Origin of the sequence: Pseudomonas sp. P179, assembly GCF_000478485.2 — a bacterium.
GTDB classification, from domain to species: Bacteria; Pseudomonadota; Gammaproteobacteria; order Pseudomonadales; family Pseudomonadaceae; genus Pseudomonas; species Pseudomonas aeruginosa.
The window spans coordinates 5,154,709-5,174,909 of the sequence record NZ_KI517354.1; the positions used below are offsets into that span (position 1 = coordinate 5,154,709).

At 65.6% G+C, this 20,201-nt stretch carries 21 protein-coding genes; 14 read left to right on the forward strand and 7 right to left on the reverse strand.

The genetic code is table 11. The features are described from left to right. Positions 1 to 14: 14 nt before the first annotated feature. The gene (locus tag HMPREF1224_RS36065; protein ID WP_003082099.1) at positions 15 to 680 is read right to left on the reverse strand and encodes a COG3650 family protein; all 666 of its coding nucleotides are present in this window, start codon (positions 678 to 680) and stop codon (positions 15 to 17) included. Positions 681 to 774: 94 nt separating this feature from the next. Between HMPREF1224_RS36065 and HMPREF1224_RS36070 the strand changes: the two genes are divergently transcribed. After that, the gene (locus HMPREF1224_RS36070) at positions 775 to 1,173 is read left to right on the forward strand and encodes a DUF488 domain-containing protein (RefSeq protein WP_003116310.1); all 399 of its coding nucleotides are present in this window, start codon (positions 775 to 777) and stop codon (positions 1,171 to 1,173) included. A gap of 10 nt (positions 1,174 to 1,183) precedes the next feature. On the opposite strand, the gene HMPREF1224_RS36075 is transcribed toward HMPREF1224_RS36070, so the two are convergent. After that, positions 1,184 to 1,783: a short chain dehydrogenase gene (locus tag HMPREF1224_RS36075; protein ID WP_010793906.1), complete on the reverse strand. Its 600-nt coding sequence runs from the start codon at positions 1,781 to 1,783 to the stop codon at positions 1,184 to 1,186. Positions 1,784 to 1,888: 105 nt separating this feature from the next. Here HMPREF1224_RS36075 and HMPREF1224_RS36080 point away from each other — a divergent pair, with 105 nt between their 5' ends. From HMPREF1224_RS36080 to HMPREF1224_RS36090, 3 genes are all read left to right on the forward strand, one after another. Beyond that, positions 1,889 to 2,803, forward strand: a complete 915-nt coding sequence (locus HMPREF1224_RS36080; RefSeq protein WP_010793907.1) for a LysR family transcriptional regulator — start codon at positions 1,889 to 1,891, stop codon at positions 2,801 to 2,803. A 98-nt stretch (positions 2,804 to 2,901) separates the two neighbouring features. After that, positions 2,902 to 4,812, forward strand: a complete 1,911-nt coding sequence (locus HMPREF1224_RS36085; RefSeq protein ID WP_074198671.1) for an ATP-binding protein — start codon at positions 2,902 to 2,904, stop codon at positions 4,810 to 4,812. 36 nt (positions 4,813 to 4,848) lie between these two features. Further along, on the forward strand, positions 4,849 to 7,143 hold the full coding sequence (locus HMPREF1224_RS36090; RefSeq protein ID WP_003082116.1) for a tetratricopeptide repeat protein: 2,295 nt from the start codon (positions 4,849 to 4,851) through the stop codon (positions 7,141 to 7,143). 75 nt (positions 7,144 to 7,218) lie between these two features. Here HMPREF1224_RS36090 and HMPREF1224_RS36095 read toward each other — a convergent pair whose 3' ends face one another. The 5 genes from HMPREF1224_RS36095 to HMPREF1224_RS36115 all read right to left on the reverse strand — a co-directional run bounded on the left by HMPREF1224_RS36095 (position 7,219) and on the right by HMPREF1224_RS36115 (position 12,242). Next, positions 7,219 to 7,920 carry an ABC transporter ATP-binding protein gene (locus HMPREF1224_RS36095; protein WP_003086389.1) on the reverse strand — a complete coding sequence of 234 codons (702 nt, stop codon included), beginning with the start codon at positions 7,918 to 7,920 and terminating at the stop codon, positions 7,219 to 7,221. Between the two features lie 2 nt (positions 7,921 to 7,922). Next, positions 7,923 to 8,690: a high-affinity branched-chain amino acid ABC transporter ATP-binding protein LivG gene (gene livG / locus HMPREF1224_RS36100; protein ID WP_003082125.1), complete on the reverse strand. Its 768-nt coding sequence runs from the start codon at positions 8,688 to 8,690 to the stop codon at positions 7,923 to 7,925. Next, positions 8,687 to 9,940, reverse strand: a complete 1,254-nt coding sequence (locus HMPREF1224_RS36105; RefSeq protein ID WP_003082131.1) for a high-affinity branched-chain amino acid ABC transporter permease LivM — start codon at positions 9,938 to 9,940, stop codon at positions 8,687 to 8,689. Before HMPREF1224_RS36105 ends, livG begins: the two co-directional genes overlap by 4 nt. Beyond that, the gene (gene livH / locus HMPREF1224_RS36110; protein WP_003086391.1) at positions 9,937 to 10,860 is read right to left on the reverse strand and encodes a high-affinity branched-chain amino acid ABC transporter permease LivH; all 924 of its coding nucleotides are present in this window, start codon (positions 10,858 to 10,860) and stop codon (positions 9,937 to 9,939) included. The genes HMPREF1224_RS36105 and livH overlap by 4 nt, the downstream gene beginning before the upstream one ends. Before the next feature lie 260 nt (positions 10,861 to 11,120). Further along, positions 11,121 to 12,242, reverse strand: coding sequence for a branched-chain amino acid ABC transporter substrate-binding protein (locus HMPREF1224_RS36115; RefSeq protein WP_003082136.1), 1,122 nt, complete (start codon positions 12,240 to 12,242; stop codon positions 11,121 to 11,123). A gap of 298 nt (positions 12,243 to 12,540) precedes the next feature. On the opposite strand from HMPREF1224_RS36115, the gene HMPREF1224_RS36120 reads away from it, so the two are divergent. The 10 genes from HMPREF1224_RS36120 to HMPREF1224_RS36165 all read left to right on the forward strand — a co-directional run bounded on the left by HMPREF1224_RS36120 (position 12,541) and on the right by HMPREF1224_RS36165 (position 20,196). Next, positions 12,541 to 12,858: a DUF2288 domain-containing protein gene (locus HMPREF1224_RS36120; protein WP_003086400.1), complete on the forward strand. Its 318-nt coding sequence runs from the start codon at positions 12,541 to 12,543 to the stop codon at positions 12,856 to 12,858. A 66-nt stretch (positions 12,859 to 12,924) separates the two neighbouring features. Beyond that, positions 12,925 to 13,287 carry a DUF5064 family protein gene (locus HMPREF1224_RS36125; protein WP_003082140.1) on the forward strand — a complete coding sequence of 121 codons (363 nt, stop codon included), beginning with the start codon at positions 12,925 to 12,927 and terminating at the stop codon, positions 13,285 to 13,287. Positions 13,288 to 13,539: 252 nt separating this feature from the next. After that, complete coding sequence (gene flgB / locus HMPREF1224_RS36130) at positions 13,540 to 13,947, forward strand: flagellar basal body rod protein FlgB (RefSeq protein WP_003082144.1); 408 nt, start codon at positions 13,540 to 13,542, stop codon at positions 13,945 to 13,947. A 5-nt stretch (positions 13,948 to 13,952) separates the two neighbouring features. Beyond that, positions 13,953 to 14,393, forward strand: coding sequence for a flagellar basal body rod protein FlgC (flgC, locus tag HMPREF1224_RS36135; protein WP_003082150.1), 441 nt, complete (start codon positions 13,953 to 13,955; stop codon positions 14,391 to 14,393). 12 nt (positions 14,394 to 14,405) lie between these two features. Continuing rightward, complete coding sequence (gene flgD / locus HMPREF1224_RS36140) at positions 14,406 to 15,119, forward strand: flagellar hook assembly protein FlgD (RefSeq protein WP_003082153.1); 714 nt, start codon at positions 14,406 to 14,408, stop codon at positions 15,117 to 15,119. Positions 15,120 to 15,146: 27 nt separating this feature from the next. Next, the gene (gene flgE, locus HMPREF1224_RS36145; protein WP_003082154.1) at positions 15,147 to 16,535 is read left to right on the forward strand and encodes a flagellar hook protein FlgE; all 1,389 of its coding nucleotides are present in this window, start codon (positions 15,147 to 15,149) and stop codon (positions 16,533 to 16,535) included. A gap of 217 nt (positions 16,536 to 16,752) precedes the next feature. After that, positions 16,753 to 17,502, forward strand: a complete 750-nt coding sequence (flgF, locus tag HMPREF1224_RS36150) for a flagellar basal-body rod protein FlgF (RefSeq protein WP_003082159.1) — start codon at positions 16,753 to 16,755, stop codon at positions 17,500 to 17,502. A 46-nt stretch (positions 17,503 to 17,548) separates the two neighbouring features. Beyond that, positions 17,549 to 18,334 (forward strand): flagellar basal-body rod protein FlgG, encoded by a 786-nt coding sequence (gene flgG / locus HMPREF1224_RS36155; RefSeq protein ID WP_003082164.1) that lies wholly within the window; start codon positions 17,549 to 17,551, stop codon positions 18,332 to 18,334. Positions 18,335 to 18,379: 45 nt separating this feature from the next. Then, positions 18,380 to 19,075 carry a flagellar basal body L-ring protein FlgH gene (gene flgH, locus HMPREF1224_RS36160; RefSeq protein WP_003082166.1) on the forward strand — a complete coding sequence of 232 codons (696 nt, stop codon included), beginning with the start codon at positions 18,380 to 18,382 and terminating at the stop codon, positions 19,073 to 19,075. Between the two features lie 11 nt (positions 19,076 to 19,086). Beyond that, positions 19,087 to 20,196: a flagellar basal body P-ring protein FlgI gene (locus HMPREF1224_RS36165; protein WP_003082169.1), complete on the forward strand. Its 1,110-nt coding sequence runs from the start codon at positions 19,087 to 19,089 to the stop codon at positions 20,194 to 20,196. The last annotated feature ends 5 nt before the right edge of the window (positions 20,197 to 20,201 follow it).

Sequence of the window (20,201 nt, forward strand, 5' to 3'; positions counted from 1 at the left end):
CGCGGCCCCTCGCTTCACTTGCCCAGTGCGCCCGGATAGGCGCAGCCGCGCAGCGTCTCGCCATCGATGCGCAGTTCGGCGGAGTAGCTGCTGAAGGCGCCGCTCATGCTGTCGGTGCAGGACGACGGGGCGATCCACAATTCGACCTTCTTGCCGTTCGCCTCGCTGGAATAGCTGGTGCTGCCGTTCGGCAGTTCCTCGGCGACGTAAGGCAAGGCCAGGGTCTCGTGTTCGGGGCGGTCCAGGCGCAGGCCCTGGTTGTTCACCCTGGCGCTCCAGAAGGGTTCGTTGCCGTTGGCGGCGAAGGTCAGCAGCTTGAAGTTCGGGTCGTCGCAGCCGGGGCCCTCGTTCTGCACGCGGTACAGTCGGCTGACCTCCAGCTTGCCGTCGGTACCGCGGACCTTGGCCGGTCCCATGGTGCCGCGCAGGTCGACGAACAGGCCCTGGGCGCCGTCGTCGAACAGGCTGTCGGCTTCGCGGCGCAGGCCGGTATTGGCCACGTCCTCGATGCTGAACAGGCGCTTCTCGGTACAGGGGCGGAATTGCAGCGCGCCGTTGATCTTCACCAGTTCGCCCTGGAAGCGGGTGTCTACACTGGTGCTCGGCGATTCGGGCTTCCACACCTGGCAGGCGGCGAACAAGGGGAGCAGGCTGTAGACCAGCAGACGGGCAGGGCGCATAGGGAAGACTCCATCGAAAATGCGCCCACGTTACCGAGCGTCCGGGCCTAGCTCAAGTCCGGATCGGACTTCATCGCAACCAGGGAGTCGATCGATGATCCAATGCAAGCGTGTATACGAACCGGCGTCGCCCGCCGATGGCCGGCGCGTACTGGTGGACCGGCTGTGGCCGCGGGGCATCCGCAAGGAGGCCCTGGCCATGGACGACTGGCTGAAGGACGTGGCGCCCTCCAACGAGGTGCGCAAGCAGTTCTGCCACGATCCGGCACTCTTCGACAGCTTCCGCGAACACTACCGCGCCGAGTTGCAGGCGCACCCGGAACATTGGTGGGGCCTGCTCGACAGCGCTCGCGAGGGCACCCTGACGCTGCTCTACGGCGCCCACGACCAGCAGCACAACAATGCCGTGGTGCTGGCCGAGTTCCTCGAGGAGGAGCTGGACCGCCAGCAGCCGGGCAGTTCGCCGACCTGCTACGCCGACCGCCTCTCCTGAGAAATATCGCTTACCAGATGCGGTACACCTGGCCGGTCTGCGCGCCTTCCACGCTGCGTGCGTAACCCAGCGCGGCGTCCGCCGCCGGAACCGGCTTGAAGCCACGGAAGTAGGGCGCGTAGCCGGGCAGCGCCTCGCTGACCACGGTCGGGCTGACGGCGTTGATGCGCAGGCCGCGCGGCAACTCCAGGGCTGCGCCGCGGACGAAGCCCTCGACGGCGCAGTTGACCATGCTCGCCGAACTGCCGAAGCGGATCGGCTGCTCGGCGAGCACGCCGCTGGTGAGGGTGAAGGAGCCCCCGTCGTTGGCGTACTCGCGGCCGAGCAGTACCAGGTTGACCTGGCCCATCAGCTTGGCGCGCAGGCCGAGCTGGTATTGCGCCTCGCCCATTTCCTCCAGGGCGCCGAAGTGCACCTTGCCGACCGCGGCGACCAGCGCGTCGAAGCGACCGGTTTTCTCGAACAGGGCGCGAATGGAGTCTGAGTCGCTGATGTCGACCTGGAAATCGCCGCTGCTGTTGCCTACCCGGACGATCTCGTGGCGCTCGCAGAGTTCTTTGTCGATACCCTTGCCAAGGGTGCCGCTGGCGCCGATCAGGATGATTTTCATACAGGCCTCTCGTTGAGTGAAGGTGAGTGGTTTCCAGTGTAGAGTCGCTTTTGCCATGGATAATCCTGTCAATCGACAACCTACCGTTTTCATAGGGAAACAATCGTGAAGGACCTGGACGATCTCGCCGCCTTCGCCGTACTCCACGACCTGGGCAGTTTCACCCGCGCCGCCGAGCGTCTCGGTTGCAGCAAGGGCCAACTGTCGAAGTGCATTGGCGTCCTCGAGCAGAAGCTCGGCGTGACCCTCTTGCACCGCACCACCCGCCGTCTTTCGCTGACCGCCGCCGGCGCCGCGCTGCTGCCCGAGGCGCAGGCCTTGCTGGTGCAGGCCGAGCGCGCGCGGCAGGCGGTGGCGCGCTTGCAGGAGCGAGCGGAAGGACGGGTGCGGGTGACCCTCCCGGTCTCGCTGGGCGAGACCCTGTTCGATGCACTGCTGGAGGACTTCCAGGAACGCCATCCGCTGCTGCGCGTCGAGCTGGACCTGTACAACGGCCTGCGCGACCTGGTTGGCGAGGGCTTCGACCTGGCGATTCGCTCTGGGGTCGAGCAGGACGCCCGGCTGGTGGCGCGGCCGCTGTTCGTCCTGCAGGAAATCACCTGCGCCAGTCCCGCCTACCTGGCGCGACACGGCGAGCCGCAACGCCCGGCCGAGCTGGCCGAGCGCGAGTGCCTGCTGAACTCGCACTACAGCGGCCACGAGGAGTGGCTCTATCACCGCCACCATCGGCTGGAGCGGGTACGGGTTGCCGGCTTTCTCGCCAGCAACCACTACAGCCTGTTGAAGAAGGCCGCGCTGGCCGGCACCGGCATCGCCCGGCTGCCGTCATACATGGTCCACGACGAACTGGGCGACGGCCGCCTGGCCTGGTTGCTGCGCGACTACCAGACGCGCAGCACGCCGATGTTCCTCGTCCATCCGTTCCAGGGCGGCCTGCCGCGGCGCACCCAGGTACTCGCCGATTACCTGCTCGACTGGTTCGAGCGCAGCCGGCGACAATTGATCGGCCTGGAGGGTTGAACATTTCGCCGCGACGCGGCTCTATTGCACTCCGGGCAGCTTCCATGCGGCCTGAAGCTCATCGCGGGCACGCCGTTGCACAAGGAACGTGACGGAACGTGGCAGAATCCCGCACCGGACCGCTCGCGTGCGAGCGGACGCCATTCATCGAACGCTTGGATAGGGACATGCAAAGCAGCTTTCCGCAATCGAACACTCCCCAGATCCGTCGCGCCGGAGTCGACCTCAACGGCGTGATGTCGGTGCTCAGCAAGCACCTCTATTCCACGCCCACCGTGGCGTTGCGCGAGCTGGTGCAGAACGCCCACGACTCGATCCTCCGTCGCCGCCTGGAGCAGCCCGACTGGCAAGGGCCGTCGCGAATCGAGGTGATCGGCGACAGTGCCAGCAACACCGTGCGCATCGTCGACACCGGCGCCGGGCTCACCGAGCACGAAATCCACGCCTACCTGGCCACCGTCGGCGTCGGCTACACCCGCGGACTGCGCCAGTCCGGCCACGAGGACAGCGGGCTGATCGGCATGTTCGGCCTGGGCTTCCTCTCCGCTTTCGTCCTGGCCCGCCGGGTCAGCGTGCGGACCACGTCCTACCAGCAGCCGGAACTGGGCTTCTGCTACGTCTCCAGCAACGCCGAGCAATACAGCGTGACGCCGATGCCGGCGCGCCCGGTAGGCACCGAGATCACCCTCGAACTGCAGGACGAATACAGTGCGCTGACCCAGGCCGCGCGCCTGCGCGAGATCCTCGAACGCTACTGCGTGCTGTTGCGCGAGCCGATCCACGTCGGCGGCGACGCCCAGCCGATCAACCCGGAGCCGCCGCCGTGGCGGCTGGCCGCCGACGCCGCGCTGCACCCGCTGCAACGGCAGCGCCGCGACCTGGAGTTCGCCGCGCGTTTCGAACATGACTTCGAACCGATCTGCTGCCTGCCGGTGCGCCCGGACGAGCGGGTCGACGTGCAGGGCCTGCTGTGGATCCAGGACGGCGGCACCTATGGCACCAGCGACAACCGCAATCTCTCGGTTTTCCTCCGCGGCATGCTGCTCGACGATGACGCCCGCGACCTGCTGCCGTCCTGGGCCGGGTTCGTCGGCGGGGTGATCGAATCGAACCGCCTGACGCCCACCGCCAGCCGCGAGGACCTGCAGCGTGACGACCATTACGCGGCGATCCAGCATGCGCTGGCCGAGGCGCTGATCGCTGGGCTCGGCGAGGTGGCGCGGCAGCAGCCGGAGGCCTGGCGGCGGGTCCTGCTGCGGCACAACGAGGCCCTGCTGGGAGCGGCGTTGTGCGACGAGCGTCTGTTCGCGCTGATGATGGACAGCCTGCGCGTACCCACCTCCCAGGGCGACCTCCCGGCTTCCGAACTCCTTTCGCGCGGAGCGGTGCATGTGCTGCTGGACAACGACAGCGGCTTCGAGGAAATGCTGTTCCGTGCCATGGGCGTACCGGTGGCCCATGGCAATCGCTATGCGGTGGTACCCTTCCTCCGTCGCTGGGCGCAGGCCAAGGGGATGCGCCTGGTGGAGCTGGGCACCGAGCAGGGCAACCGCCAGTTGTTCCGCCTCGACCGACTGCCCGAGCACGAGACCGGCTGGCTGGCCGAACACCTGGGCGGCGCCGAGGAGCAACTGGTGATCGCCCGCTTCAGCCCCGAGGAATTGCCGCTTGTGGTGGTGCCCGACCGCGACGCCGAACTCAAGCGGCGACTGGAGGACGACGAGGCCGACAAGCGTATTTCCACCGCGGCGTTGCGCCTGGCCCGGCAGTTCACCCGCAAGCTCGACAATCGCCAGCCGAGCCGGCTCTACGTCAACCTCGACAATCCGGCGGTGCAGGCGCTGCTCGCGGCCGTCGGCGAGGAACGCGACGAAGCGGCCCATGCGGCGTTGCTGCTGCGCTCGTTCAAAGTGATCATCGCCGGACAGGGACGCGGCCAGCCCGCGACCTCGCTGAACCAGGCCCTGGCCGGACTCGCCGATTCGGTGAAGCGCCTGCTGGAGCAATAAGAAAATTCGCAACACGCCTGATGGAGACTGAAGCATATGGATATCTGGAACTGGGTGGAGAAGCTCCGCGCCGACCTGCGTGAGGCCGGCCAGGAGCAGAGTGCGCGGCTGATCGACGAACTCACCGCGTACGTCTGCGACCTCGAGGTGGAGCGCGCCGAGGCGCTGTTGCCGGAGGTCAAGGCGCTGAGCCGGACGTTGAACAACCCGTGGCTGGAAATCTTCGTCCGCCACTGGGAAATGCGTAACCGGGTCGGCAACCAACTGGAGGGTGAGACCGCCCTGGCCGACGCCGTTTCCCTGTTCGAACTGGCCAACCGCGACGACACCCAGGCCTGCCCGCAGTCGGTCTGCGTGACCCAGGACCTGGCGTCGTGCTACGCCAACGTCGACGGCCCGGGCTGGGTGGAGGAACGCATCGAGGTGTGCGACGAGACCCTGGCGCGGATCGACCCGACCTGGGCCTGCTTCCACTGTCTGAGCAACGAGAAGGCCGAGGCGCTGCTCGACGACGGGCGCGGCGAAGATGCCCTGGCCTTCCTGGCCGAACAGGAGAAGAAGATCCTCGCCGCCGGCGAGGAGGTATTCGACAGCCTCCTGGAGATGCGCGTGGCGATCCTGCTGAACCTGGGGCGCGCGGAACAGGCGCTGGCCCTGATCGGCGAGATGGAGGAGAAGGTCGAGGGCGCGGAGTGGAACAACATCAGCCAGCCACGGCGTCTGTACAAGGCCCACGGCCTGGCGTTGCTGGGGCGCGACGAGGAGGCCCTGGAGGCGCTGCTGCCGTTCTCCGAGATTGCCCCGCGCTACCGTACGATCTGGCTGCGCGCCGTCTACCTGCTGCTGCAACGGACCCCTGAGCGCAACACCTGGGACTTCGGCGGGCGCCTGCAGCAGATGCTCGAACACTACTCGCAGAAGGGCGCGCACCGGGTGGTCATCGATGTTGCCAGCCAGGCCATCCGCCTCGCGTTGCAACGCGGTTCGGTATGGAGCGCCAGGCGCCACCTGGCGCTGGCCGAACAGCATGCTCAACAGTTGCAGCGCGATCGGGGCGCCAGCCAGTTGCTCGCCGGGTTGAGGGAGGAGATCGATGCCGCGCCGCAGCAGCAGGAGCTGCCGGTGCCGGCTGCGGAGTTGCTCGACTGGCTGGCTGCTCAGGGCAGCGAAGACGCGCCGCGCAACCCGGAGAAAGAAGTGCAGTGGCTGCTCCAGGCGCTGGCCGAGCGGCCCGACGACACCGCCTTGCGCGAAGTGGCCGCCTCGGCGCTACAGGCCTGCTCCGCCGACGACGAGGCCATCGACCTGCTCTGGGAGTACGTCGAGCGCCACACCGACGAGGAGCAGCAACTGGCCTACTACCTGCTCAATGCCTTGCTGGCCCGCGGCGAGTACGACCAGGTCAAGCGCCTCGGCCGGCTCTACGCCGACAGCGTGCCGCTGATCGCGCTGTGGAGCGAAGTCAAGCTGGCCGAGAAACTCAACGACTGGCCGGAGCTGGAGCGCGCCTGCCAATCGGTGCTGGAAATTTCTCCCGGCTCGCTGGGAGCCCACAGCCTGCTGGGTAAGGCGCTGATGGAGCAGGATCGCTTCGCCGAGGCGGCGCTGGCCTACCAGCGTCTGGCCGGCAAGCTGGAGGAGCCGCAGTCGGTGCAGTGGGACCAGATGACCGCCGCCAGCGCCGCGCGCGACTGGACGATGCTGCGCGAGGTCGCTGCCGGCATGGGCATGGAGTTCGCCGCCGGCGACGGACCGATCGAGGAAGACTGGGGCTGGGTGATCGTCCGCTACATCGAGGATGGCGAAGCGCTCGACTACTACGCCCGGCGCACCGGCCCGGTGACCGCGCGGGTCCTCGAGAACGCGCCGGGCAATCGCAGCCAGCGGGTCGGTGACTGGGTGGTGTTCGACGCCGGCCTGATCTATCCGGCTCCGGAAGACGAGGAGGAGCGCAAGCGTTTTGTTCCCACCTATGCGGTGGTGCACGTCCTCGAGAGCGGTGGTTACTCGCCGAGCTGGCTGGTGGACGGCGTCTATCCGGGCGACGAGGCCTTCGACGCCTTCCGCGAAACGCTCGACGCGCGCGGCTGGAAGGTCTGGGTGCACAGCAACCGCGACTACCAGGTCACCGATGCCAGCAGCGGCGAGGAACTGCGGGCGATCTACTTCACCGTCGCGACACCCGCGCAGCAGGCGCCGCGCGACCTGCACCAGGCGTTGCAGGAGGCCACCGGGCAATGGCCGCACCGCATGTGCTGGCTGCGCCTGGCGGAAGCGGCGGAGGTCGACACCCAGCCGCACCTGGACGCTATCGAGCGCTACGGCCTGTAGCCGGTACGCCTCGGCATAAAAAACGGCCCGTGAGGGCCGTTTTCGTATGCGCTGAAGTCTCCGGCGGGACGGTGCTCAGCCGCCGAGGTAGGCGTCGCGCACCTTCGGGTTGGTCAGCAGGGCGGCGCCGGTGTCGTGCATGACGATCCGGCCGTTCTCCAGCACGTAGGCGCGATCGGCGAGCTTCAACGCCTGGTTGGCGTTCTGCTCGACGAGGAACACGGTGACGCCTTCGCGACGCAACTGCTCGATGATCTCGAAGATCTGCTGGATGATGATCGGCGCCAGGCCGAGCGAAGGTTCGTCCAACAGCAACAGCTTTGGCTTGCTCATCAGCGCGCGGCCGATGGCGAGCATCTGCTGTTCGCCGCCGGACATGGTCCCGGCGCGCTGTTCGTAGCGTTCCTTCAGGCGCGGGAAGAGTTCCAGCACCTTGTCCATCTGCACCTGGTAGTCGTCCTTGTCGGTGAAGAAGCCGCCCATCGCCAGGTTTTCTTCCACCGTCAGGCGGGAGAAGACCCGGCGGCCTTCCGGGACCACCGCGATGCTCTTGCGCATGATGGTGGAGGAGGGCAGGCCGACCAGTTCCTCGCCTTCGTAGCGGATGCTGCCGCTGGCCGCCTGCGGCGAGCCGCAGAGCGTCATCAGCAGGGTCGACTTGCCGGCGCCGTTGGCGCCGATCAGGGTGACGATCTCGCCCTTCTTCACTTCCACGCTGACGTCGTGCAGCGCCTGGATCTTGCCGTAGTAGGTGGAAACCTTGTCGAAACTCAGCATGCTCACGCTTCCCCCAGATAAGCCTTGATCACGTCCGGGTTGTCGCGGATCTGCTCCGGCGTCCCGTCGGCCAGGGGGGCGCCCTGGTTGATCACCACGATATGGTCGGAAATGCTCATCACCAGCTTCATGTCGTGCTCGATCAGCAATACCGTCACGTTGTGCTCGCTGCGCAGCTTGGCGATCAGCGCCTTGAGGTCGTCGGTCTCCTTCGGGTTGAGGCCGGCGGCCGGCTCGTCGAGCATGAGGATCCGCGGGCGGGTCATCATGCAGCGGGCAATCTCCAGGCGTCGCTGCTGGCCGTAGGCGAGGGTGCCGGCGCTGCGGTTGGCGAACTCGGTAAGGTTGACTTCCTCCAGCCAGTGCGCGGCGTACTCCATGGCCTCGCGCTCGCTGCGGCGGAATGCCGGGGTCTTGAACAGGCCGGCGAGGAAGTTGGTGTTGAGGTGGCGGTGCTGGGCGACCAGCAGGTTCTCCACCGCGGTCATTTCCTTGAACAGGCGGACGTTCTGGAAGGTCCGCACCACGCCCTTGCGAGCGATCTTGTGACCGGGCAGGCCCTGGATCTCCTCGCCGTCGAGGCGGATCAGGCCGCCGGTGGGCTGGTAGAAGCCGGTCAGGCAGTTGAACACGGTGGTCTTGCCGGCGCCGTTCGGGCCGATCATCGAGACCACCTGCTTTTCCTCGACCTTCAGGTTGACGCCGTTGACGGCCAGCAGGCCGCCGAAGCGCATGGTCAGGCCGCTCACTTCGAGAATCGGTCGGCTCATGGCTTCAGCTCCAGGTGCGGGCGTTGCATCGGCAGCAGTCCCTGGGGACGCCAGATCATCATCACGATCATGGTCAGGCCGAAGATCAGCATGCGGTATTCGTTGAACCCGCGCATTTCCTGGAGCAGCACCATCACCACCGCGGCGAGTATCACGCCGAGCTGCGAACCCATGCCGCCGAGCACGACGATCGCAAGGATCATCGCCGACTCGATGAAGGTGAAGGACTCAGGCGTCACCAGGCCCTGGCGGGCGGCGAAGAAGCTGCCGGCGAAACCGGCGAAGCTGGCGCCGATGGTGAAGGCGGAGAGCTTGACGATGGTCGGGTTGAGACCGAGAGCGCGGCAGGCCACTTCGTCCTCGCGCAGCGCTTCCCAGGCGCGACCGATCGGCATGCGCATCAGCCGGTTGATCACGAACAGGGCCAGCAGCACCAGCAGCAGGGCCACCACGTAGAGCAGGATGACCTTGTAGTTGGTGTTGTAGGCGATGCCGAAGAACTCGTGGAAGGTCTGCATGCCTTCCGGCGCGCGGCGTTCGAAGGTCAGGCCGAACAGGGTCGGCTTGGGGATCGAGCCGATGCCGTTGGGGCCGCCGGTGATCTCGGTCATGTTGCGCAGCAGGATGCGGATGATCTCGCCGAAGCCGAGGGTCACGATCGCCAGGTAGTCGCCGCGCAGGCGCAGCACCGGGAAGCCGAGGAGGAAGCCGAACAGCGCGGCCATCATCCCGGCGATCGGCAGGGCGGTCCAGAAGCCGAACCCGGCGTACTCGGCGAGCAGCGCGTAGGTGTAGGCACCTACCGCGTAGAAGCCGACGTAGCCGAGATCGAGCAGGCCGGCCAGGCCGACCACGATGTTCAGGCCGATGCCGAGCATCACGTAGATCAGGATCAGGGTGGCGATGTCCACCGCCCCGCGCGAGGCGAAGAACGGCCAGACGAAAGCCACCACGACCAGGGCGAGGACCGCCCAGCGCTGGGTCGATGGCAGGCTGAGGAAGTTCTTCAGGCCGCTGCCGTTGACCTTGTAGCCGACGCCGCGACCCAGCTTGAGCGGGATGCGGTCGCGGAACAGCTGCCAGACGAACATGGCCAGGGCGGCCGCGGCGATGGTCCAGAGGGTCTGCGCATCGGCGCCGAGGACCTCGAGCTTGATGCCGACGGTGCGCAGCTTCAGGCCTAGGATCGGATAGGACACCAGGATCACGAGGAGGGCGCTGAACAGCGCGCGCTTGAGGGACTGGCTCATACTTTTTCCACCTCCGGACGACCGAGGATGCCGGTAGGTCGGAACAGCAGCACCAGGATCAGCAGGCCGAAGGCCACCACGTCCTTGTACTGGTCGCCGAACACGTCGGCGCCGAAGGCTTCGGCGACGCCCAGCAGCAGGCCGCCGAGCATGGCGCCGGGGATGCTGCCGATGCCGCCGAGCACCGCGGCGGTGAACGCCTTGATCCCGGCGAGGAAGCCGATCCCGGGGTTGATCACGCCGTACTGCATGCCCAGCAGCACCGCGGCGACGGCGGCCAGGGCGGCGCCGATGACGAAGGTGAGGGCGATGATGTTGTTGCTGTTGATACCCAGCAGGTTGGTCATCTTCAGGTCCTCGGCGCAGGCGCGGCAGGCGCGGCCCAGGCGGGAGCGGGAGATGAACAGGGTGAGGCCGAACATCACCAGGAAGGTGACGACGAAGATCAGGATCTGCATATAGGAGATCACCACGCCGTTCATGCTGCTTTCGCCGAACACGAAGTTGCCGGGCAGCAGGGTCGGGATGGCCTTTTCCTTGGAGTCCTGCGAGAGCATCACGGCGTTCTGCAGGAAGATCGACATGCCGATCGCGGAGATCAGCGGGATCAGGCGGTTGCCGCCGCGCAACGGGCGGTAGGCGACCCGCTCGATGCTGTAGCCGAAGGCACTGGTGACGATGATGCTGGCGGCGAATGCGGCGAGCATCATCAGCGGAACGCTGTCCAGCCCCATCATCGCCAGCAGGGTGATGGCGATGAAGGCGATGTACGAGCCGATCATGTACACCTCGCCGTGGGCGAAGTTGATCATGCCGATGATGCCGTAGACCATGGTGTAGCCGATCGCGATCAGCGCATAGGTGCTGCCGACGGTCAGGCCGTTAACCAATTGTTGTAGGTAATGATAAATCTCGGGCATGGGACTCTCTCGCTAAACGCCCGCCGTTGTACGGCAGGTAGACGTTCGGCTCGCGGGTGTGGGGCCGGAACGCTGCTGAGACCCGTCACGATCCGGCGCGCGGCGGGCCGGCGGGAGGCAGGGGAAAGCCGCGCTCCCGTCCACCAGGAGTGAACGCTGCCGGTCTTCGCCTGCCCTTGCCGGGCCGCCGCTCGCGGAATCATGCGGGTACTAAAACAAAGCCCACGGTGGGTGACGTGGGCTCCGTACTGCAACGATGCTTACTTGACCTCGGTCCGGGTGGCGTCCTTGTGCCACTCGTAGACGGTGAAGTCGAAGTTCTTCAGGTCGCCCTTCTCGTCGAACCCGAGGTTCCCGGTGGGAGTCTCGAAGGTGTTGGCGCGCAGGGCCTCGGCGACCTTCTCCGGATCGGCCTCGCCGGCTTTCTCGATGCCCTTGGCGATCACGGTGACCGCGGAGTAGGCGGGCAGGACGAAGATGCCGCTCGGATCCTGGTTCTTCGCCTTGAAGGCGTCGATCAGGGCCTTGTTCTTCGGATCCTGCTCGAAGGCGCGCGGCAGGGTCGCCAGCATGCCTTCCGAAGCGTCGCCGGCGATCGCGGTGATTTCGCTGTTGCCGACCCCTTCCGGGCCCATGAAGCGCGCGTCCAGCCCGGCCTGCTTGGCCTGGCGCAGCAGCAGGCCCATTTCCGGGTGGTAGCCGCCGAAGTAGACGAACTGCACGCCGGCTTTCTTCAGCTTGCTGATCAGCGCGTTGAAGTCCTTGTCGCCGGCGTTCAGGCCTTCGAAGACGGCAACCTTGATGCCGGCGTCTTCCACGGTCTTCTTCACCTCGGTGGCGATGCCTTCGCCGTACTGCTGCTTGTCGTGCAGTACCGCGATGGTCTTGTCCTTGTAGCGTTCGGCGATGAACTTGCCGGCCACCGGGCCCTGCATGTTGTCCAGGCCGATCGTGCGGAAGATCAGCTTGTAGCCGCGCGAGGTGATTTCCGGGGCGGTGGCCGACGGGGTGATCATCAGCACGCCTTCGTCTTCGTAGATGTCGGTGGCGGGTTGGGTGGAGCTGGAGCAGACATGGCCGACCACGAACTTGACGCCGTCGTTGACCACCTTGTTGGCGACCGCCACGGCCTGCTTGGGATCGCAGGCGTCGTCGTAGATCACGCCTTCGAGTTGCGCGCCGTTCACGCCGCCTGCCTTGTTGATCTGTTCGATTGCCATCAGCGCACCGGCGCGCTGCATGTCGCCGTACTGGGCTACCGGACCGGTGACCGGGCCAGCCAGGGCGATCTTGATGGTGTCGGCGGCCATGGAGTAGCTGGCGAACCCGGCAATGGCCATCGCGGCGAACAGGCGGGATAGACGCTGAGTACCCTTCTTCATAGTGCTCCACTCTTCTTGTGTGTTGTCATTGTTGTAGTCTCGCGGCCGCGGGGGCCGGAGGAGACCGGGTGATCGTCATGGACGGACCCCGGGAACTGTACCGGTACAGTGTAGAGCGGCGCTTCGTCGCTTGAAAAGCACGGCACGGCGAGCTCCCGTGAGTCGTGTCGCCTGGTTGACATAAACGTATAGAAAAACGGCGCGGACCTGCCTCACCTCCCTGGGCCCGGTTTCCCTTCGGCTGTCGTGGGCTACCGGCGGGCGTTATCATGGCGCCCATGCAATCCAGGTAGATCCCATGACAGAACAAACTAGCACCCTCTATGCCAAGCTGCTCGGCGAGACCGCGGTCATTTCCTGGGCCGAGCTGCAACCGTTTTTCGCCCGTGGCGCCTTGCTCCAGGTCGATGCCGCGCTGGACCTGGTGGAAGTCGCCGAGGCCCTGGCCGGGGACGACCGCGAGAAGGTCGCCGCCTGGCTTTCCGGCGGCGGCCTGAGCAAGGTCGGGGAGGATGCGGCCAAGGACTTCCTCGAACGCGACCCGACCCTCTGGGCGGTGGTGGTGGCGCCCTGGGTGGTCATTCAGGAACGCGCGGAAAAAGCGACGTTGCACTGATCCAGGGCGGTTTTCTTTCGCTCGACCCTGGCTAGACTGATTCCGATTCCCACCAGGAGATTCGTCATGTTCGAACCAGGCCACCTCCATCTGGTCAGCCTGCCCGGCCTCGACCAGCAGGACATCAATATCCATATCCGCTACGAGGTGCGGCAGAACGCCGAATCCGGCGCCTATGTGCACTTCGACATGGACGGCGAGATCGACGGCAAGCCGTTCAGCGACTCCTTCGAGCTGCCGCGCGATACCGCCTTCAACTTCGCCAGCGATGCCACGCGGGTCGCCCAGAAGCACGGCCTGCACCCGAAGTTCGGCGCGATCACCCGGGTGCACAAGGAATACGATGCGATGTTCGAGGACATTCGCGCCAAGCTGCATGCCCATCCCGGCGAACCGGTGGATCTCGAGCGGATCATTCGCCACGAGTGAGCCGTGTCCCTGGCGGCCGGAAGCATGGGAAAGGTCCGATATCGACGATATCGGGCCTTTTTTCGTTTGCCGGAGAAGCCGTTCCAGGGGCTTGCCACCCTTGCCGGCAAGCGGAAACGGCTTGCCGCTTGCCGCTTCCGGGTTGCCCTTAAATAAACTCAAGTTATTGAATATAAAGGTTTTTAATAATTTGGCACGGGCCTTGCTGAAGTGTTGGCGACGAAAGCCACACCGGCAAACAGGTTCGCAGCCATGAGCATCAGTTTCGACAGAGCACTCGGTATCCACCAGCAGGCCCTCAGCTTCCGCGCCCAGCGCGCCGAAGTGCTGGCCAACAACCTGGCCAACGCCGATACCCCGAACTACAAGGCTCGCGACCTGGACTTCGCCGCGGTTCTCGCCGAGCAGAAGGACAAGGCCGCCAAGGGTACCTTCGCCACCCGCACCACCAACGAGCGGCATATCGCCGCCGAAGGTTTCGGCATGGGCGAGGGCAGCCTGCAGTACCGCATCCCGGTCCAGCCGTCGATCGACCAGAACACTGTCGACGCCCAGATCGAGCAGGCCAACTACGCCGAGAACGCCATGCACTTCCAGGCGTCCTTCACCTTCCTCAACAGCAAATTCAAAGGGCTGGTCAGCGCCCTGCGTGGAGAGTAACCGCCATGTCCCTCGCCAGTGTCTTCAACATTGCCGGTAGCGGCATGAGCGCCCAGAGCACCCGCCTGAACACCGTGGCCAGCAACATCGCCAACGCCGAGACGGTTTCCTCCAGCGTCGACAAGACCTACCGCGCCCGCCATCCGGTGTTCTCCACCATGTTCCAGCAGGCCCAGGGCGACAGCGGCTCGCTGTTCGCCGACCAGGACAGCTCCGGCGCCGGCGTGCAGGTGCTGGGCATCGTCGAGGACCAGAGTTCGCTGATGCCGCGCTACGAGCCGAACCATCCGGCCGCGGATGCCAACGGCTACGTGTATTACCCCAATGTGAACGTGGTCGAGGAAATGGCCGACATGATTTCCGCCAGCCGTGCCTTCCAGACCAACGCGGAAATGATGAATACCGCCAAACAGATGATGCAGAAGGTCCTGACCCTGGGTCAGTGAGCGGAGTAGAGCATGAGCATCGATAACGTCAGCGGCACCAGCAGCAACACCGGCAACGTCAACGGCAGCAAGCGCGCCGCCGGCAGCGGCGCCACCGAGACCGGGCAGAGCGTCAAGGGCAGCAGCAACCTTGGCAAGGACGAATTCCTCAAGCTGCTGGTGGCCCAGTTGAAGAACCAGGACCCGATGTCGCCGCAGCAGAACGGCGAGTTCATCGCCCAACTGGCCCAGTTCAGCACCGTGGAAGGCGTGCAGTCGCTGAACAAGAGCATGGAGAGCATTCTCTCCAACTACCAGTCGTCGCAGGCCCTGCAAGCCTCGTCGCTGGTGGGGCGGAAGGTCATCGTGGCGACCGACAAGTCGGTGGTGGACACCAAGGACACCTTCAAGGCGTCCCTCAACCTGCCGGTCTCCAGCAGCAACGTATGGGTCAACGTCTACGACGACAAGGGCACCGTGGTCAATCGCATCAACCTCGGCCAGCAGGCTGCCGGCAGCGTCAGCTTCATGTGGGACGGCAAGGACAGCAGCGGCAACATCATGCCGCCGGGCACCTACAAGTTCGAGGCGCAGACCTCGATCGACGGCAAGACCTACGGGCTCCAGACCTACCTGCCGGCCAACGTCGACAGCGTCACCCTGGGGCAGAACGGCGGCGAGCTGATGCTCAACCTCGCAGGCCTGGGCAGCATCGCGCTGTCCAAAGTACAGATCATCGGCCAGTAAGCCGGCGTTTCCGGCAAGGAGCTATCCATGAGTTTCAACATCGGCCTGAGCGGCATCCAGGCGGCCTCCAGCGGCCTGAACGTCACCGGCAACAACATCGCCAACGCCGGCACCGTAGGCTTCAAGCAATCCCGCGCGGAGTTCGCCGACGTCTACGCCGCCTCGGTGCTGGGTTCGGGCAGCAACCCGCAGGGCAGCGGCGTGCTGCTCTCGGACGTCTCGCAGATGTTCAAGCAGGGCAACATCGACTCGACCAACAGCGTGCTGGACCTGGCCATCAACGGCAACGGCTTCTTCGTCACCAGCAACAACGGGGCGATCAGCTACACCCGCGCCGGCTACTTCAATACCGACAAGCAGGATTTCATCGTCGACAACAACGGCTACCGCCTGCAGGGCTATGCCGTCGGGCCGAACGGCCAGTTGCAGAACGGCGTGGTCACCGACCTCAAGGTCGAGCGCGCCAATCAGGCGCCGCAGGCCACCTCGAGCATCCAGCAGTCGTACAACCTCAACTCGACGCTGAAGCCGCCGACCGTGACGCCGTTCGATCCGTCCGACGCCGCTACCTACAACTCGTCCTCTTCGCTGGGCATCTATGACAGCCAGGGCAACTCCCACACCATGAGCCAGTTCTTCATCAAGAACGAGCCGGACCCGAATGCGACCCCGCCGATTCCGGAGAACAGCTGGACCATGAAAGTGCTGATCGACGGCGTCAATCCGCTCGATCCGTCGAACAAGACGCCGATGAGCTTCAACGTCACCTTCGACGCCAGCGGCCAGATGACCTCGGTTCGGGCGCCGGACGGCAGCACCAGCGGGCCGGGCTTCAGCATCGACGCGACCACCAACGTGATCCAGTTCAGTCCGGCCACCGGCAATCCGCCGACTCCCGGCACCGGCTGGATTCCGGCGGCCTCGGACGGCAAGACCCCGCCGACCTACGCCTGGAACGGCGCGACCGGTGCCGCCAGCGGCATCTCCTTCGACATGCGCAAGACCACCCAGTACTCCACCGCGTTCGCCCAGAGCAACCCGATCCAGGACGGCTACACCACCGGTCAGCTGGCAGGCCTGGAAATCGACGACACCGGGGTGATCTTCGCCCGCTACACCAACGGCCAGTCCAAGGTGCAGGGCCAGGTGGTGCTGGCCAACTTCGCCAACATCCAGGGCCTGACGCCGATCGGCAAGACCTCCTGGGTGCAGTCCTCGGAGTCCGGCGAGCCGGCGGTCGGCGCGCCGCGCTCGGGCACCCTGGGGGCGTTGCAATCCGGCGCGCTGGAAGCGTCCAACGTGGACATCTCCAACGAACTGGTGAACCTCATCGTCCACCAGCGCAACTACCAGGCCAATGCCAAGACCATCCAGACCGAGGATGCGGTGACCCAGACCATCATCAACCTGCGCTGATGACGGCGTGCCGGTGCCGTCCGGGCACCGGCAAGGCCCTTGCCGCCAGCGGCAACCCCTGGCCAGGGGTTGCCCCCGAAGCCTCCGAAAGGAGGCTTTCTGTTTTATAAAATCCTTTTAAATCAATGTATTAATTGTTTTTTCGAATTCTGGCACGGCGCTTGCTGGATAACCTGCAAGAAAGCCCGGCGGATTGTGCCGGTGCCTGGAGGATTCGATGGACAAGATGCTGTACGTCTCCATGAGCGGGGCCAGCCAGAACACCCTGGCGATGCGTGCTCATGCCAACAACCTGGCGAACATCTCGACCAGCGGCTTTCGTCGCGACTTCGAGCAGGCGCGTTCGATGCAGGTGTTCGGCGACAGCTTCCCGGCGCGGGTATTCGCCATGAGCGAGCGGCCCGGTACCGATTTCAGCCATGGCAGCCTCCAGGAAACCGGCAACGAGCTGGACATCGCCATCGACGGCGACGGCTTCGTCGCGGTCCAGGCGCCGGATGGCAGCGAGGCCTACGTGCGTACCGCCGGCATGCATATCGACGCCCTCGGCATGCTGCGCACCGGCGACGGCTTGCCGGTGCTCGGCAACGGTGGGCCGATCGCCGTGCCGCCGGAGGAAAAGGTGGAGATCGGCCAGGACGGCACCATCAGCATCCGCGCCCTTGGCGAGAACCCCAACGTGGTCGCCGTGGTGGACCGGATCAAACTGGTCAACCCGAACCTGAAGCAGATGGAGAAGGGTACCGACGGCCTGCTGCACTACAAGCCGCAGCCGGGCGAGCAGGCGCCGCTGGCCGACGCCAACGTGAAGGTGGTCTCCGGTTTCCTGGAAAGCAGCAACGTGAACGCGGTGGAAGAGATGACCGCGATCCTCTCGCTGTCCCGTCAATTCGAGCTGCACGTGAAGATGATGCGCACCGCCGAGGACGATTCGGCGGCCATGGCGCGGGTTTTGCAAATCAGCTAATCACTTGAGCGTGGTGCCATAAAACCGGCACCCGAGGAGCACGACGATGTTATCGGCACTGTGGGTCAGCAAGACCGGTCTGTCCGCCCAGGACATGAACCTGACCACCATTTCCAACAACCTGGCCAACGTATCCACCACCGGCTTCAAGCGCGACCGCGCGGAGTTCCAGGACCTGCTGTACCAGATCCGGCGCCAGCCGGGCGGCCAGTCGACCCAGGACAGCGAGCTGCCTTCGGGCCTGCAATTGGGTACCGGTGTGCGCGTCGTCGGCACCCAGAAGATCTTCACCCCGGGCAGCCTGCAGACCACCGAGCAGCCGCTGGACATGGCGGTCAACGGGCGCGGCTTCTTCCAGGTCCTGCTGCCGGACGGCACCGTGTCCTACACCCGCGACGGCAGCTTCCACCTGAACTCCGACGGGCAGATCGTCACCTCCAACGGCTTCGCCCTGGAGCCAGCGATCGTGGTGCCCAACGAGACCCAGACCTTCACCGTCGGCCAGGACGGCACCGTCTCGGTGACCACCACCGGCAACGCCCAGCCGCAGGTGATCGGCAACATCCAGACCGCCGACTTCATCAACCCGGCCGGCCTGCAGGCCATCGGCAACAACCTGTTCCTGGAAACCGGCTCCAGCGGCGCGCCCCAGGTCGGTACGCCGGGTCTCAACGGCCTCGGCACGGTTGCCCAGAACACCCTGGAAAACTCCAACGTCAACGTGGTCGAGGAACTGGTGAACATGATCACCACCCAGCGCGCCTACGAGATGAACTCCAAGGTCATCTCCACCGCCGACCAGATGTTGTCCTTCGTCACCCAGAATCTTTGACGGGCCCTGACCGGGCCCTGGCTGTACGCCGCGAGGTAGCTTGATATGAACCGGCTGATGATCGTCTCCCTGCTTGGCATCGCCACCGCCCTGGGCGGTTGCGTCAATCCACCGCCGAAGCCGAACGATCCGTACTACGCGCCGGTGCTGCCGCGCACCCCGCTGCCCGCCGCGCAGAACAACGGCGCGATCTACCAGGCCGGTTTCGAGCAGAACCTCTACGACGACCGCAAGGCCTTCCGCGTGGGCGACATCATCACCATCACCCTCAACGAGAAGACCCAGGCGAGCAAGAAAGCCAACTCCGATATCCAGAAGGACAGCAAGACCAAGATGGGGCTGACCTCGCTGTTCGGCAGCGGCATGACCACCAACAACCCGATCGGCGGCGGCGACCTCAGCCTCAGCGCCGAATACGGCGGCTCGCGCGACGCCAAGGGCGATAGCCAGGCGGGGCAGAGCAACAGCCTGACCGGCTCGATCACCGTGACCGTGGCCGAGGTGCTGCCCAACGGCATCCTCTCCGTGCGCGGCGAGAAGTGGATGACCCTGAACACCGGCAACGAGCTGGTGCGCATCGCCGGCCTGGTCCGCGCCGACGATATCGCCACCGACAACACCGTGTCCTCGACCCGCGTGGCCGACGCCCGGATCACCTATTCCGGCACCGGCGCCTTCGCCGATGCCAGTCAGCCGGGCTGGCTGGACCGCTTCTTCCTCAGCCCGCTGTGGCCGTTCTGAGGACGCTCGCGATGACCAAGTTCAAGCACCTGCTGGCCCTCGCCGCGCTGCTCCTGGCCGCCGGCGCGGCCCAGGCCGAGCGGTTGAAGGATATCGCCAGCATCCAGGGCGTGCGGACCAACCAGTTGATCGGCTATGGCCTGGTGGTCGGCCTGAGCGGCAGCGGCGACCAGACCACGCAGACGCCGTTCACCCTGCAGACCTTCAACAACATGCTGGCGCAGTTCGGCATCAAGGTGCCGGCCAACGTCGGCAACGTGCAGTTGAAGAACGTCGCCGCGGTATCGGTGCATGCCGACCTGCCGCCGTTCGCCAAGCCGGGCCAGCCGATCGACGTCACCGTGTCGTCCATCGGCAACGCCAAGAGCCTGCGCGGCGGCAGCCTGCTGATGACTCCGCTGAAAGGTATCGACGGCCAGGTCTACGCGGTCGCCCAGGGCAACCTGGTGGTCGGCGGCTTCGACGCCGAAGGCCGCGACGGCTCGAAGATCACCGTCAACGTACCGTCCGCCGGACGTATCCCGGCCGGCGCCACCGTCGAACGCGCGGTGCCGAGCGGCTTCGACCAGGGCAACAGCCTGACGCTGAACCTCAACCGCCCGGACTTCACCACTGCCAAGCGCATCGTCGACCGCATCAACGAACTGCTCGGTCCGGGCGTCGCCCATGCGGTGGACGGCGGCTCGGTGCGGGTCAGCGCGCCGCTCGACCCGAACCAGCGGGTCGACTACCTGTCGATCCTGGAGAACCTCGACGTGCAGCCGGGCGAGGCGGTGGCCAAGGTCATCATCAATTCGCGCACCGGCACCATCGTCATCGGCCAGAACGTCAAGGTATCGCCGGCCGCCGTCACCCACGGCAGCCTGACCGTGAGCATCACCGAGGACCCGATCGTCAGCCAGCCCGGTGCCTTCTCCAACGGCCAGACCGCGGTGGTGCCGCGCTCGCGGGTGAACGCCGAGGAGGAGACCAAGCCGATGTTCAAGTTCGGTCCCGGCACCACCCTGGACGACATCGTCCGCGCGGTGAACCAGGTCGGCGCCGCGCCGAGCGACCTGATGGCGATCCTCGAAGCCCTGAAGCAGGCCGGCGCGTTGCAGGCCGACCTGATCGTGATTTGAGGACG

Excerpts from the sequence above, each read along its gene's own strand:
- HMPREF1224_RS36065 (WP_003082099.1), bottom strand. The coding sequence starts at position 680 with ATGCGCCCTGCCCGTCTGCTGGTCTACAGCCTGCTCCCCTTGTTCGCC.
- HMPREF1224_RS36070 (WP_003116310.1), top strand. The coding sequence starts at position 775 with ATGATCCAATGCAAGCGTGTATACGAACCGGCGTCGCCCGCCGATGGC.
- HMPREF1224_RS36075 (WP_010793906.1), bottom strand. The coding sequence starts at position 1,783 with ATGAAAATCATCCTGATCGGCGCCAGCGGCACCCTTGGCAAGGGTATC.
- HMPREF1224_RS36090 (WP_003082116.1), top strand. The coding sequence starts at position 4,849 with ATGGATATCTGGAACTGGGTGGAGAAGCTCCGCGCCGACCTGCGTGAG.
- HMPREF1224_RS36095 (WP_003086389.1), bottom strand. The coding sequence starts at position 7,920 with ATGCTGAGTTTCGACAAGGTTTCCACCTACTACGGCAAGATCCAGGCG.
- livG (WP_003082125.1), bottom strand. The coding sequence starts at position 8,690 with ATGAGCCGACCGATTCTCGAAGTGAGCGGCCTGACCATGCGCTTCGGC.
- HMPREF1224_RS36105 (WP_003082131.1), bottom strand. The coding sequence starts at position 9,940 with ATGAGCCAGTCCCTCAAGCGCGCGCTGTTCAGCGCCCTCCTCGTGATC.
- livH (WP_003086391.1), bottom strand. The coding sequence starts at position 10,860 with ATGCCCGAGATTTATCATTACCTACAACAATTGGTTAACGGCCTGACC.
- HMPREF1224_RS36115 (WP_003082136.1), bottom strand. The coding sequence starts at position 12,242 with ATGAAGAAGGGTACTCAGCGTCTATCCCGCCTGTTCGCCGCGATGGCC.
- HMPREF1224_RS36120 (WP_003086400.1), top strand. The coding sequence starts at position 12,541 with ATGACAGAACAAACTAGCACCCTCTATGCCAAGCTGCTCGGCGAGACC.
- HMPREF1224_RS36125 (WP_003082140.1), top strand. The coding sequence starts at position 12,925 with ATGTTCGAACCAGGCCACCTCCATCTGGTCAGCCTGCCCGGCCTCGAC.
- flgB (WP_003082144.1), top strand. The coding sequence starts at position 13,540 with ATGAGCATCAGTTTCGACAGAGCACTCGGTATCCACCAGCAGGCCCTC.
- flgC (WP_003082150.1), top strand. The coding sequence starts at position 13,953 with ATGTCCCTCGCCAGTGTCTTCAACATTGCCGGTAGCGGCATGAGCGCC.
- flgD (WP_003082153.1), top strand. The coding sequence starts at position 14,406 with ATGAGCATCGATAACGTCAGCGGCACCAGCAGCAACACCGGCAACGTC.
- flgE (WP_003082154.1), top strand. The coding sequence starts at position 15,147 with ATGAGTTTCAACATCGGCCTGAGCGGCATCCAGGCGGCCTCCAGCGGC.
- flgF (WP_003082159.1), top strand. The coding sequence starts at position 16,753 with ATGGACAAGATGCTGTACGTCTCCATGAGCGGGGCCAGCCAGAACACC.
- flgG (WP_003082164.1), top strand. The coding sequence starts at position 17,549 with ATGTTATCGGCACTGTGGGTCAGCAAGACCGGTCTGTCCGCCCAGGAC.
- flgH (WP_003082166.1), top strand. The coding sequence starts at position 18,380 with ATGAACCGGCTGATGATCGTCTCCCTGCTTGGCATCGCCACCGCCCTG.
- HMPREF1224_RS36165 (WP_003082169.1), top strand. The coding sequence starts at position 19,087 with ATGACCAAGTTCAAGCACCTGCTGGCCCTCGCCGCGCTGCTCCTGGCC.